11 protein-coding genes and 1 pseudogene are annotated in these 12,527 nt (G+C 63.0%); 6 read left to right on the forward strand and 6 right to left on the reverse strand.

The annotated features are described in order from the left end of the window. A pseudogene (araG, locus tag FBY10_RS30930) lies at positions 1-299 on the forward strand (L-arabinose ABC transporter ATP-binding protein AraG); the annotation flags it as partial. Between the two features lie 9 nt (positions 300-308). Then, complete coding sequence (gene araH, locus FBY10_RS30935) at positions 309-1,277, forward strand: L-arabinose ABC transporter permease AraH (protein ID WP_131700749.1); 969 nt, start codon at positions 309-311, stop codon at positions 1,275-1,277. Positions 1,278-1,341: 64 nt separating this feature from the next. Here araH and FBY10_RS30940 read toward each other — a convergent pair whose 3' ends face one another. Further along, complete coding sequence (locus tag FBY10_RS30940) at positions 1,342-2,490, reverse strand: aldose epimerase family protein (RefSeq protein WP_131700750.1); 1,149 nt, start codon at positions 2,488-2,490, stop codon at positions 1,342-1,344. Between the two features lie 136 nt (positions 2,491-2,626). On the opposite strand from FBY10_RS30940, the gene FBY10_RS30945 reads away from it, so the two are divergent. Next, positions 2,627-3,394 (forward strand): SDR family NAD(P)-dependent oxidoreductase, encoded by a 768-nt coding sequence (locus FBY10_RS30945; RefSeq protein ID WP_131700751.1) that lies wholly within the window; start codon positions 2,627-2,629, stop codon positions 3,392-3,394. Between the two features lie 138 nt (positions 3,395-3,532). Here FBY10_RS30945 and FBY10_RS30950 read toward each other — a convergent pair whose 3' ends face one another. Continuing rightward, positions 3,533-4,129, reverse strand: a complete 597-nt coding sequence (locus FBY10_RS30950; protein ID WP_145338752.1) for a glutathione S-transferase — start codon at positions 4,127-4,129, stop codon at positions 3,533-3,535. A gap of 113 nt (positions 4,130-4,242) precedes the next feature. Beyond that, positions 4,243-5,205, reverse strand: coding sequence for an AraC family transcriptional regulator (locus FBY10_RS30955; RefSeq protein WP_131700768.1), 963 nt, complete (start codon positions 5,203-5,205; stop codon positions 4,243-4,245). 100 nt (positions 5,206-5,305) lie between these two features. Here FBY10_RS30955 and FBY10_RS30960 point away from each other — a divergent pair, with 100 nt between their 5' ends. Beyond that, positions 5,306-6,541, forward strand: coding sequence for an MFS transporter (locus tag FBY10_RS30960; RefSeq protein WP_095186022.1), 1,236 nt, complete (start codon positions 5,306-5,308; stop codon positions 6,539-6,541). 44 nt (positions 6,542-6,585) lie between these two features. Next, positions 6,586-7,413 (forward strand): glutathione-dependent disulfide-bond oxidoreductase, encoded by an 828-nt coding sequence (yghU, locus tag FBY10_RS30965; RefSeq protein ID WP_131700753.1) that lies wholly within the window; start codon positions 6,586-6,588, stop codon positions 7,411-7,413. Positions 7,414-7,481: 68 nt separating this feature from the next. Here the strand turns inward: yghU and FBY10_RS30970 are convergent, their stop codons facing one another. Genes FBY10_RS30970 through FBY10_RS30980 form a run of 3 tightly spaced genes read right to left on the reverse strand, consistent with a single transcriptional unit; the run spans position 7,482 to position 10,223 of the window. Continuing rightward, positions 7,482-8,408: a sugar ABC transporter substrate-binding protein gene (locus FBY10_RS30970; RefSeq protein WP_145338751.1), complete on the reverse strand. Its 927-nt coding sequence runs from the start codon at positions 8,406-8,408 to the stop codon at positions 7,482-7,484. Between the two features lie 19 nt (positions 8,409-8,427). Next, positions 8,428-9,207, reverse strand: a complete 780-nt coding sequence (locus FBY10_RS30975) for a TIM barrel protein (RefSeq protein WP_145338750.1) — start codon at positions 9,205-9,207, stop codon at positions 8,428-8,430. Then, entirely contained in the window at positions 9,207-10,223 is a 1,017-nt protein-coding gene (locus tag FBY10_RS30980) for a Gfo/Idh/MocA family oxidoreductase (protein ID WP_145338749.1), read from the reverse strand. The genes FBY10_RS30975 and FBY10_RS30980 overlap by 1 nt, the downstream gene beginning before the upstream one ends. Before the next feature lie 185 nt (positions 10,224-10,408). On the opposite strand from FBY10_RS30980, the gene FBY10_RS30985 reads away from it, so the two are divergent. Next, positions 10,409-12,382 (forward strand): sigma-54-dependent Fis family transcriptional regulator, encoded by a 1,974-nt coding sequence (locus FBY10_RS30985; protein ID WP_145338748.1) that lies wholly within the window; start codon positions 10,409-10,411, stop codon positions 12,380-12,382. The last annotated feature ends 145 nt before the right edge of the window (positions 12,383-12,527 follow it).

Below are 12,527 nucleotides of genomic sequence, written 5' to 3' on the forward strand. Positions count from 1 at the left end.
ACCAGCAGAAAGCCATTCTTGGCCGCTGGCTGTCGATGCCCATGAAGGTGCTGCTGCTGGATGAGCCGACGCGTGGCATCGACATCGGCGCCAAGGCCGAGATCTACCAGATTATCCATAACCTCGCGGCCCAGGGCATTGCGGTGATCGTGGTGTCCAGCGACCTCATGGAAGTGATGGGCATCTCCGACCGCATCCTGGTGCTGTGCGAAGGCGCGATGCGCGGCGAACAAACCCGTGAACACGCGACTGAATCCAACCTGCTGCAACTGGCCCTGCCGCGCGGCCTGGCGAACTGAGAGAAGACCATGACGACTCAAAACAACGCGCTGCCGACGGCACGCAAACCCCTCGATATGCGCGCACTGCTCGACAACTGGGCGATGCTGTTGGCTGCGGTGGGCATCTTTGTCCTGTGCGCCTTGCTCATCGATAACTTCCTCTCGCCGTTGAACATGCGCGGGCTGGGCCTGGCGATTTCCACGGTGGGCATCGCCGCCTGCACCATGCTGTTCTGCCTGGCGTCGGGGCACTTCGACTTGTCGGTAGGCTCGGTGATTGCCTGCGCCGGCGTGGTGGCGGCGATTGTGATGCGCGATACCGACAGCGTCATGCTGGGCATCGGCGCGGCGCTGCTGATGGGCCTGGTCGTGGGGCTGATCAACGGCATCGTGATTGCCAAGCTGCGGGTCAATGCGTTGATCACCACCTTGGCGACCATGCAGATCGTGCGCGGCCTGGCCTATATCTTTGCCGATGGCAAGGCGGTAGGGGTATCTCAGGACCAGTTCTTTATCTTTGGCAATGGCCAGTTGTTCGGCGTGCCGGTGCCGATCCTGATCACCATCGTGTGCTTCCTGTTCTTCGGCTGGCTGCTCAACTACACCACCTACGGGCGCAACACCATGGCCATCGGCGGCAACCCGGAAGCGGCGCTGCTGGCGGGGGTGAACGTCGACCGCACCAAGATCCTGATCTTCGCCGTGCACGGTCTGATCGGCGCATTGGCCGGGGTGATCCTCGCCTCACGCATGACCTCGGGCCAACCGATGATCGGCCAGGGTTTCGAGCTGACGGTGATTTCTGCCTGCGTGCTGGGCGGGGTGTCGCTGAGTGGCGGCATCGGCATGATTCGCCACGTGATCGCCGGGGTGTTGATTTTGGCGATCATTGAGAACGCGATGAACCTGAAGAACATCGACACCTTCTACCAGTACGTGATCCGCGGTTCGATCCTGCTGCTGGCGGTGGTCATCGACCGCATGAAACAACGCTGAACTTCTTGTCATGTGAGGCTCAAAATGTGGGAGGGGGCAAGCCCCCTCCCACAGTAAAGCGGTTTTAATCGGCGGTGAATTTGAAGACGGTGTTCTGGGTATACGTCTGCCCTGGATTCAAACGGGTCGAGGCAAACGTCGGTTGGTTAGGCGCATCCGGATAGTGCTGGGTCTCCAAGGTGAAACCACTCCAGTGCAGGTAGGTCTTGCCACCTTTGCCCTTCACCGAACCATCCAGGAAGTTGCTGGTATAGAACTGCACGCCCGGTTCGCTGGTGTAGAGCTGCAAGCGCCGGCCTGACGCCGGGTCATGCACCTCGGCGGCCAGTTGCTTGACGTCGCCTTTGGTGTCCAGCGCCCAGTTGAAGTCAAACCCACCCTGTTTTGGCTCGGCAAACTTGAGCTGCGGATGATCCTCCTTGATGTGCTGCCCGATCGGGGTGGGCTTGAGGAAGTCCATCGGCGTGCCCTTGACCGGTGCGAGTTCGCCGGTCGGAATCAAGGTGGCGTTCACCGGTGTGTAATGGCTGGCATGCAAGGTCGCGACTTGCTTGAGGATGTCGCCGTTACCCGCACCGGCCAGGTTGAAGTAGCTGTGGTTGGTGAGGTTGAGCACCGTCGGTTTGTCGGTGGTGGCTTTGTAGTCGATGTGCAGTTCGTTCTTGTCGTTGAGGCGGTAGGTGACTTCGGTTTTCAAGTTACCGGGAAAACCCATCTCACCGTCCTTGGACAGGTAGCTCAGCTTCACGCCGACCGAGTCCTTGTCCTTGACCGACTCGGCCTTCCACACCTGCTTGTCGAAGCCCTGGGCGCCGCCATGCAGTGAGTTGGGGCCGTCGTTGAGCGGCACCTGGAAGCGCTTGCCGTCGAGTTCAAAGGCGCCGCCGGCCAGACGATTGCCGAAGCGGCCGATGGTTGCGCCGAAAAACGCCGTACCGCTTTGATAGCCTTGCACGTCGTCAAAGCCCAGCACCACATCGTCGACCTTGCCGTTTTTGTCCGGCACTTTCAGCGATTGCAACACGCCGCCGTAGGTGATCACCGTGGCTTGCATGCCGTGACTGTTGCGCAAGATGTACTGTTCGACGGCAGTGCCGTCGTTGGTTTTACCGAAAGGTTTTTGCTCGCTGCTCAGACCGGCCGCCTGGGCGCCGCCGCTGGCGATCATCATGGACAGCGCCAGGCCGGACAGCAGGTATCGAGGGTGCTTCATGGTCGAACTTCCTTTTGTTGTTTTGAGTGGAATAGTTCTACTAATAGCGATATTTTGTCGTTGTGACAGCGAATTTATAGCCTTTTACCCCGGTTTCGTAAAATAAAATAAGACTAATTGATCGAGGCATCCTTTTATGAGTACTGAACACGCCGTTTATCCCGACCTCAAGGGCAAGACCGTATTGATTTCCGGGGGCGCCTCGGGGATCGGCGAATTCATGGTGCGGGCCTTCGCCGTGCAGGGTGCCAAGGTCGGGTTTGTGGACCGCGCGCAAAGCCAGGGTGAACGCCTGGCGGCGCTGTTGAGTTCCCAGGGGCATGCCGTGGAGTTCGTGTGTTGCGACATCACCGATGAAATCGCCTACAAGGCGGCGATAGGGCGCTTCGAGCATTCCCTGGGGCCGATCACCGTGCTGGTGAACAACGCCGCCAATGACGTGCGCCACACCCTGGAAGAAGTCGATTCGGAAACCTTCGACAAGCTGATCTCAGTCAACCTGAAGCACGCCTTCTTTGCCGCCAAGGCCGTGGTGCCGATGATGAAACGCGCCGGCAGCGGCTCGATCATCAACCTCGGCTCCGTCGGCTGGATGATGGCCTCCGCCGGCTACCCGGTGTACGCCGCCAGCAAGGCCGCCGCCCACGGCATGACCCGCGCGCTGGCACGCGAGCTGGGGCCCAATCGCATCCGCGTCAATACGCTGGTGCCCGGTTGGGTGATGACCGAAAAACAGCTGGCCATGTGGGTGGATGACGCCGCCAAGGAACTGATCAGCCGCAGCCAGTGCCTGCCCGGCAGCGTACTGCCGGAACACATCGCCAATATGGCGCTGTTTCTTGCTTCCGATGCGTCGGCGATGTGTTCGGCGCAGAATTTTATTGTGGATGGCGGCTGGGTCTGAGCCGAACACCCTCTCTCAGACAACACAGACCAATGTGGGAGGGGGCTTGCCCCCGATAGCAGTCTTTCAGTAATACATCTGCTGACTGACACACCGCCATCGGGAGCAAGCCCCCTCCCACATTTGAAACTGTGTCGCTTATTCGATGGGGTAACGCTTGAACGCCGGATGCTGCTCCAGCCTTTCGGCATGCCGTTGCAGGTTGGGAAACGCATCCGCCTTGACCACCGACGCCACGGTGAACTGGCTGAACGACCACGCCACCGCCGCCGTAATCGACGCCTGGGTCAGTGCTTCGCTGTCGCCCAGTTGCTTGTCCAGCAACCCATAGGCCGCGAGCAATTGGCCGCTCACCCGCTCAAGCCACGGTGCATGCAGTTTCTCGGCCGGGCGCAGGTTGTGTTCATAGACGATCTGCACGCTCTTCTCACAGGCTGCCAGCGCCAGTCCCAGAACGTGCAAGTCCTTGGCCAGTGCCGCCGGTTGTTGGGGCAGCAGCTTCCTGTCAGCCGGGGCCAGGGCTTCGAGGTAATCCAGGATCAAGCTGGAGTCCATCAATACCGTGCCATCGTCCAGCACCAGGGTAGGGGCCTTGACCACCGGGTTGATCTGCGCAAATTCGTTGAAGGTGCGGAACACGGACAAGGGTTCATGCACGAAATCCACCCCGTACAGGTCCAGGGAAATTGCCACGCGGCGTACGTAAGGCGAGTCCAGCATGCCGACCAGTTTCATGAAGCCTCCATTGCTATCAGGGTGATGGGCTCAAGAGATTAAGGTTACTCGGTCATCCTGCGCAATGGCCGTTACGTCTCCACCCACTGCCCAATCGGTCGGCAAGGATGTCCTCATGCCGGGCTCCTGAAGCCTTGGCGGCTGGCGCCCGGCGGTTGCCCGGTGATGCGTTTGTAGGCGCGACTGAAGGCCGCCTGGGAGGTATAGCCGAGGCGGTACGCCACTTCTTCGATGGGCAGCCGCTCCAGGGTCAGCCACTGGCTGGCGAGGCGCATGCGCAGCTCGGTCACGTAACGCAGCGGCGGTACCCCCAGGGTCGCCTGGAAACGATCCGCGAACACCGAGCGTGAGGTATGACAGTGCGCCGCCAGTTCGGCCACGCTCCAGTCGCGTCCCGGTTGCTGGTGCAGGGCGAGCAGGGCGCCGGCCAGGCGGGTGTCGCGCAACGCGGCCGCGAGGCCCGACGCATTAGCGCAGGCGCACTCGACCCAGCCCCGCACGATCATCGCCGCCACCACATCGGCCAGGCGCGCAAGGATGCCGGCATAACCGACGCGGGCGCTGGAGACTTCGCGTTCCATCACCGCCAGGATCGGCATCAAGCCGGGGTAACGCTGGCCCCCGGCGTCGATCAGCATCAAGGCCGGCATCAGGTTGCCGAGGCCTTGGATGCTGTCGAGCTCGAACTCCATGCAGGCGCTGAACAGCAGGGTGCTGGAGGGAGCAAAGGGCGAGGCATTCACCGCGCACACGGTATCGCCCAGCGGTGCAGCGTCGAAGCTGGCGATGTCCTGCACGGGATCATCCGGGTTGGACAGCAGCGCATGGGCGCCACCGTGGGCGATAAACACCGCATTGCCGGCCGACAACTCAAAGAGGCTGCCGTCGTGCAGGCGCAGGGTCGCGCAGCCGGCGGCCAGAAAATGGAAATACGCATGGCCTGGCTTGGCCGCAAAGCTGATGCCGAACACCGGCCCGGCCTGGATGCGCCGGTACTGCACGCCGCGCAGGCGCATGCTGCGCAGCAGCTCATTGATCAGCTCGGAGGACAGGGTGAATGCGTTGTCGGCTGGCATGTTCGGGGTTTCGGTCAATAACTCAAGGGTTTGAATCATAGATCATCCTAATGGGCAAACCTAGACTGGCCGTCACGTAAATGCCTGAGGATGTCCTGTGATGAATGATTGTGTGTCCCATGCCCCTGTCGATGGCAGGGCAGAACCGACCACACCGGCCTGGATGGCGGTGTTTTCCCTGGCGATGGGCGTGTTCGGCCTGCTCACGGCGGAGTACCTGCCGGCCAGCCTGCTGACGCCGATGGCTTTGGACCTGGGCGTGTCGGAAGCGTTGGCCGGGCAAGCGGTCACGGTTACGGCGGTGGTGGCGTTGTTCGCCGGTTTGCTGGTGCCAGGCCTGACGCGCGGTATCGACCGGCGCTTGGTGCTGTTGGGGTTCTCCACGCTGATGATTGCGTCCAACCTGCTGGTGGCGTTCTCGTCCAGCCTCCTGGTGCTGTTGTTGATGCGTATCCTGCTGGGCATTGCCCTCGGCGGTTTCTGGAGCATGGCGGCGGCCGTTGCGATGCGCCTGGTACCGGCGGCATTGCTGCCGCGTGCCTTGTCGATCATCTTCAGCGGCATTGCGGTGGGTACCGTGGTCGCGGTGCCATTGGGCAGCTACCTGGGGGACCTGTATGGCTGGCGCAGTGCATTTGTGGCTGCGGCCGCCGTCGGCGTGGTGACCCTGGCCTTCCAGCTGTTCACGCTGCCGCGCCTGGCACCCAGCGGCACCGCGCGCCTGCGCACCGTGCTTGATGTACTGCTGCGCCCCGGCATTGCCATCGGCATGTTCGGCTGCGTGCTGGTGCACACCGGGCACTTCGCGCTGTTTACCTACATTCGCCCGTTTCTGGAAAGCGCCACCGGGGTCGGCACCCAGGGGCTGGCGTTGATGCTGCTGGGGTTCGGCGCGGCGAATTTTGTCGGCACGCTGCTGGCCGGGTGGTTGCTGGTGCGCAACCCCCGGGGAACCCTGGTGTTGATGCCGGTCCTGGTGGGCGTCGCTGCGTTGGCCCTGGTGTTGCTGCCTGCGTCACTGCCGGGTCAGGCATTGCTCCTGGCGCTGTGGGGCATGGCCTTCGGCGGGGTGCCGGTGGCGTGGTCGAACTGGGTGGCGCGTGCGGTGCCGGATCAGGCCGAAAGTGCCGGCGGCATGGTGGTCGCTTCGGTGCAATCGGCCATCGCGGCGGGTGCGGCGGGCGGGGGCGCGATGTTCAGTGCCACCGGCATCGACGGGGTGTTTCTGGGCGCGGGTTGCTTGATGCTGCTGGCGGCCTTGTTGATCGCGCTGCGAGTGCAGGTGCCCCGGCACGCTGCGGCGGGGAGTGTGACGCACCACCCGTCTTTGGTTTAGTCTCAAGCGCTTCGCTGATCGCAAACGCTTCTGGAGCCGTAAGCATGACCGAATATGTACCCCCGAAAGTCTGGACCTGGGACGCCGAAAGCGGCGGCACCTTCGCCAGCATCAACCGACCCATCGCCGGCGCCACCCATGAAAAGGAACTGCCGGTCGGCAAGCATCCGCTGCAGCTGTACTCCCTGGCCACGCCCAACGGGCAGAAGGTCACCATCCTCCTTGAAGAGCTGCTGGCCCTGGGGCACAGCGGCGCGGAGTACGACGCCTGGCTGATCAAGATCGGCGACGGCGACCAGTTCGGCAGCGGCTTTGTCGCGGTCAACCCGAACTCCAAGATCCCGGCCTTGATGGACCACAGCGGCGCCCAGCCGATTCGTGTGTTTGAATCCGGCGCGATCCTGCAGTACCTGGCCGAGAAGTTCGGCGCCTTCTTCCCCACCGAGCCTGCTGCCCGCGCGGAGTGCCTGTCGTGGTTGTTCTGGCAGATGGGCAGCGCGCCGTACCTGGGCGGTGGCTTCGGGCATTTCTATGCCTATGCGCCGAGCAAGATGGAATACCCGATCAACCGCTTTGCCATGGAAACCAAGCGCCAGTTGGATGTACTGGACCAGCGCCTGGCCGTGAGCGAATACATTGCCGGGGATGAATACACCATCGCCGACATTGCCATCTGGCCGTGGTACGGCGGGCTGGTCAAAGGCCGCTTGTATGGGGCGGCGGAGTTTCTGTCGGTGCACGAGTACAAGCACGTACAGCGCTGGGCCGACGCGATTGATGCGCGGCCTGCGGTGCAGCGTGGGCGGCGGGTGAATCGGGTGTCGGGCGAGGAACAGTTGCCCGAGCGGCATGACGCAAGTGACCTGGACTGAAGGCCTGCACTGTAAAAAATGTGGGAAGGGGCAAGCCCCTCCCACATTTGGATGTCCTTATCTTCGATTTACTTGTAGCGCTGTTCGAACACCGCCACCTGTTCCGGCTTAATGAGCTCGAACGGCACCCACACCTCCGACTCGATCGGCTCGCCCTTGATCATCTTGATCGCCGACTGCACCGCTTGCGTGGCCTGAGCCTTGGGGTCCTGGAACACCGAGGCGGTGAGCATGCCTCGCTTGATCGCCGCCAAACCGTCGGGCAAGCCGTCGATGCCAATAATCGCGATCTCACCCTTGGCCTTGCCCGACTGTTGCAAGGCCATGGCCGCGCCAATCGCCATTTCATCGTTGTTGGCGACGATGGCATCAAACTGCGTGCCCGCCAGCAGCCAGTTGCTGGTCAGGTCCATGCCCTTGCTGCGTTGCCATTCGGCGCTTTGCTGCTCGACCACCTTGATGCCGGGAAAGTCCTTGAGCACCTGCTTGGCGCCTTCGGTGCGGTCATGGGTGGCGTTCTGCGCGAGGTCGCCCATGATGATCGCCACATTGCCTTTGCCGCCGAGTTTTTCCGCGAGGTAGCGCATCTGCAATTGCCCGGCTTCGATATCGTTGGACGCCACGGTGACCACGCCCTTGGGCAAGGTGCGCTCATCCGGGTGGCGGTTGACGTACACCAGCGGCGTCTTGGCTGCCACGGCGGTGCGGGTCATGTTGGCGGTGGCGGCGGTGTCCACCGGCAGCACGATCACGGCGTCGACTTTCTGGTTGAGAAAGCCTTCGACCTGGTTGAGCTGGCGCACCACATCGCCCTGGGCGTCTTCGAACTGGATCTGCACGTCCTGTTGTTTAGCGGCATTTTCCAGGCCGGTGCGCACGTAGGTCATGAAGTTATCGTCGACCCGCGCGATGCTCACGCCGATGCGATACGCGGCGAAGGTCCATTGGCTGAACAGCAGTAAAAACGCAGCAACAAGCAATGAATAGCGATGCATGAGGGTGTTCCTTTTATTGTTATAGGGTGAACGCTTGACGGAAACGCTCCAGGGCCAACTCGCTGTCGCCGCTGGCCCAGCCTTCGAGGCCGACCACGCCGTTGTATCCCATGGCGTGCAGGGCCCTGGCAATGGCCGGGTAGTGGATTTCGCCGGTGCCGGGCTCCTTGCGTCCGGGCACGTCGGCCACCTGGATTTCACCGATGGCGCTGCCTGCGCGCTGGATCAGCTCGATCAGGTTTCCTTCGCCGATCTGCGCGTGGTACAGGTCCAGGTTCATTTTCAGGTGCGGGCTGCCCACGGCGTCGATCAGCGCCAGGGTGTCGTCGGCGCGGGCGAACGGGGTGCCGGGGTGGTCGACCTCGGTGTTGAGGTTTTCCAGCAGGAACACGCGGCCGGCGTCTTCGCCCAGGCGCGCGATTTTTTCCAGCGCCTTGCACGCGCTCAGCCACATGCGTCCGGTGGTCTGGCTCACGGGCTGCACCGGCAGGCCGCCGTCCCCCAGGCCGGTGCCGTGCAGGTTGAGGCTGGGGCAGTTCAGGCGCTCGGCGACGCCGATGGATTCGCGCGCGCTGTCGAGCAGTTGGCGGATGCCGTCGGGGTCGGTGAGGGTACCGCTGATATAGCCGGTCATCGAGGTGAAATCGGCGCCGGTGGCGGCCAGGGCGCTGATGTCTTTATTGGTCCAATTCCAGATCTCCGCGCTGAAACCCAGTGCATGGATGCGCTTCACGCGCTCGATGAAGGGCAGGTCGAGAAACACCATCTCGGCACTGATCGCCAGTTTGAACGGGCTCATCAACGGGCTCCCTGCACGGCCACGGCCTTGCCGGTTTCGAACGACTCGATACAGGCGCGGGCGATCGCCAGGGCGGCACGCGCGTCTTCACCACTGGCCATGGGCTTGGCGCCGCTGCGCAGGCAGTCGACAAAGTGGTTGAGTTCGGCGATGTAGGCGTCGCGCAGCAGGTCAGTGTCCATACGCTGGGTGTCGGCCTGGATGCCCTGGGCCAGGTAGCGCACCAGGTCGGAGTCGTTGAGGCTGCCCATGCTCAGCATGCCGGCGCTGCCGAACACTTCTCCGCGCACGTCGTAGCCGTACACCGCCTGGAAGTTGGCCTCGGCGGTGGCGATGGCGCCGTTGTCGAAGCGGATCGCGACCACCGCGGTGTCGAGGAAGCCTTTGCTTTTGTATTCCGGCGCAATCAGTGCGTCGGCCATCACATACACCTGCACCGCTTCGGCACCGGGGTTGAGGTAGCGCAGGGTGTCGAAGTCGTGGATCAGGGTTTCCAGGAAGATCACCCATTGCGGCGAATTGGCCGGGTTGTTGAGTGCCGGGTCGCGAGTCAGCGAACGCAACAATTGCGGCGTGCCGATGCGGCCGGCCGCCACATCGAGGTGGGCAGTGCGAAAACTCTTGGCGAAACGTCGATTGAAGCCGACCTGCAGCGGCACGCGCGCATCGGCCGCGGCGGCAATGGCGCGGTCGGCTTCGTCGAGGGTGATGGCCATGGGTTTTTCGCAGAAGACCCCCTTGCCGGCGCGGGCGGCGCTGATCACCAGTTCGGCGTGGCTGCGGGCGGGGGCCGCGATGATGACGCCGTCGATGTCCGGGTCGTCGAGCAGCTGCTGCGGGTCGGTGTAGACCTTGTTCACGCCCAGTTCGACTGCCAGGCGTGCGGCTTGACCGGGAGTGGGGTCGGCGATGGCGGCGAGGGTCGCGCCGGGGATGTGTCGCGCGGCGGTCAGGCCGTGGAAACTGCCCATGCGACCAGCACCGATCAAACCCAGGCGGATGTTCTGTGTACTCATGAAATGACCCCTTTTTATTGTTGGCCGCAGGACAGTCCTGACTGGCAAAGGGGCAGGAGCAAAGGTTATGCCAATTTATAAGTCTCTGATAATTAAGGATTTATAAAATACAATAAACAAAATGTGTTCATTTTGATGGCATGCCTATACTGACATGTCAAAAACATGAACATGGATACCTCCCGATGAGCATGGCGTTCAGCGTACAAGACCTCGACTACCTGACGGCCCTGGGGCCTGCGGCGCTGAACGACGGCCCCGTTGCTGCGCTGGAACAGGCGTGGCGCGCGTGCCTGGCCGGGCAGGTGCAGCGGCCGGCCGAGGTGCGGCAGGTAATCTGGGACTCGTGGCGGCGCAGCGTCGAAGCCGCTATCGACCCGCAGGACAGCCAATACCGCTTCGCCGCCGCCGACACGCTGGCGGCCACCCTGGCCAGCCATCGCGTGCTGATCGCCGCCGCCGCGCAAGTCATGCACGGCTTGTTGGCCTACAACCCTCGGGGCCATATCAACCTCACCGACGCCGATGGCATCACCCTGTATTTCTGCGGGCTGGACATCACCCCCGTCGGCAGTCGCCTGCTCGAATCGGTCCAGGGCACCAACTGCACCGGCCTGGCCCTGGCCGAGGACCGCCTGGTGTACGTGCTGGCCGAAGAGAACTTCGGCAGCGGCCTGCGCCAACGCCGCATGCACTGCGCCGCCGCGCCGATCAGGAATGCCCAGGGCCAAACCCTGGCGATGCTGACCCTCACCGCCGAACCCGGCTGGTTTCACTTTCACACCCTCGGCACCGTGCAAGCGGCTGCCGAAGCGGTCTCCCGCCAAATGGCCCTGCAGGCGCTGTTGGCAGAGCAGCAAACCGTGCTCGAAGTCCTTAACGAAGGCCTGGTGGTGCTCGATGAGCATGGCTGCATCAAGGCGCTCAACCGTTACGCCCGGCAACTGTTCGGGGTGGGGCTGGAACTGATCGGCAGCTCCTTCCAGCACCTGGGCCGCAGTGAGTTGAGCGACGCCATTCTTTTACGCGGCGGTGAGCCGGTGCGCGACCTCGATTGCACCTTCCACCTGCACGACCGCAGCCAGCTCGCTTGCCTGGTCTCGGTGTGCCCGCTGGAGCAGGGCGGGGTGATCGTGTCGTTGCGCGAGAACCGCCGCATCCGTGAAATCACCCGGCGCATCATCAGCACCCAGGCCCGCTACACCTTTGACACCATCCAGGGCACGTCGCGGGCGATCCAGGACGCGCTGCACCTGGGGCGCATCGCCAGTCGCAGTGAATCCACCACCCTGATCCTCGGCGAAAGCGGCACCGGCAAGGAGCTGTTCGCCCAGGCCATCCACAACGCCAGCGACCGCGCCAACGGCCCGTTCGTGGCGGTCAACTGCGGCGCGATCCCGCGCGATCTGGTGCAAAGCGAGTTGTTCGGGCATGTCGAAGGCGCATTCACCGGCTCGGCCCGGGGCGGGTCGGCGGGCAAGTTTGAACTGGCCGATGGCGGCACCATCTTTTTGGATGAGATTGGGGATATGTCCTTCGACGCTCAGGTCAGCCTGTTGCGGGTGTTGCAGGAAGGCGAGATCACCCGCGTCGGCGCGAAAAATTCACGGCCAGTGGACGTACGGATCATTGCAGCCACCCACCGCAACCTCAGCCAGGCGGTGGCCGAAGGCGCGTTCCGTGAAGACCTCTACTACCGCCTCAACGTACTGAACCTGACCGTGCCGCCGCTGCGTATGCGCCGTGAAGATATTCCGCTGCTGGCACGGCACTTCCTCACGCGCTGCGCCCGTTCGCTGCGCAAATCGGTACAGGGTTTTTCCCCGGACGCGCTGGAACTGCTGTCGGCCTACGGCTGGCCGGGCAATGTGCGAGAGCTGGAAAACAGCATCGAGCGCGCCACCAACCTGGCGACGGGCGAACTGATCCAGGCGGCCGACTTACCCCTGGAAACCAGACCGCGCGCCACGCTGCGCCACTACGAACCCCAGCCTGCCCAAGACTTGAGCAGCCACGAAATGCACGCCATCGTCGCCGCACTCAAAAGCACCGGCGGCAACATCCGCCTGGCCGCCCGGCAACTGAACGTATCGCGCGGTGGGCTGTACAACAAGATGAGTCGATTCGGGCTGAGTGCCGGGGATTTTCGCGGAGCGTAAGGTCAAAATGTGGGAGGGGCTTGCCCCCGATAACCATAGGTATCTACACAACGTTGGCTCAACGCTGAAAGCGCGGCAGATAGGGCTGGTGTGGCGAGCGGGCTTGTCCCGCGTTGGGCTGCGCAGCAGCCCCAAAACCAGCCTC

Source organism: Pseudomonas sp. SJZ103 (genome assembly GCF_007828335.1).
Classification (GTDB): Bacteria; Pseudomonadota; Gammaproteobacteria; order Pseudomonadales; family Pseudomonadaceae; genus Aquipseudomonas.

Coding starts and splice junctions, on each gene's coding strand:
- FBY10_RS30970 (WP_145338751.1), bottom strand. CDS start 8,408: ATGCATCGCTATTCATTGCTTGTTGCTGCGTTTTTACTGCTGTTCAGC.
- FBY10_RS30950 (WP_145338752.1), bottom strand. CDS start 4,129: ATGAAACTGGTCGGCATGCTGGACTCGCCTTACGTACGCCGCGTGGCA.
- FBY10_RS30985 (WP_145338748.1), top strand. CDS start 10,409: ATGAGCATGGCGTTCAGCGTACAAGACCTCGACTACCTGACGGCCCTG.
- FBY10_RS30975 (WP_145338750.1), bottom strand. CDS start 9,207: ATGAGCCCGTTCAAACTGGCGATCAGTGCCGAGATGGTGTTTCTCGAC.
- FBY10_RS30960 (WP_095186022.1), top strand. CDS start 5,306: ATGAATGATTGTGTGTCCCATGCCCCTGTCGATGGCAGGGCAGAACCG.
- yghU (WP_131700753.1), top strand. CDS start 6,586: ATGACCGAATATGTACCCCCGAAAGTCTGGACCTGGGACGCCGAAAGC.
- FBY10_RS30945 (WP_131700751.1), top strand. CDS start 2,627: ATGAGTACTGAACACGCCGTTTATCCCGACCTCAAGGGCAAGACCGTA.
- FBY10_RS30980 (WP_145338749.1), bottom strand. CDS start 10,223: ATGAGTACACAGAACATCCGCCTGGGTTTGATCGGTGCTGGTCGCATG.
- araH (WP_131700749.1), top strand. CDS start 309: ATGACGACTCAAAACAACGCGCTGCCGACGGCACGCAAACCCCTCGAT.
- FBY10_RS30955 (WP_131700768.1), bottom strand. CDS start 5,205: ATGCCAGCCGACAACGCATTCACCCTGTCCTCCGAGCTGATCAATGAG.
- FBY10_RS30940 (WP_131700750.1), bottom strand. CDS start 2,490: ATGAAGCACCCTCGATACCTGCTGTCCGGCCTGGCGCTGTCCATGATG.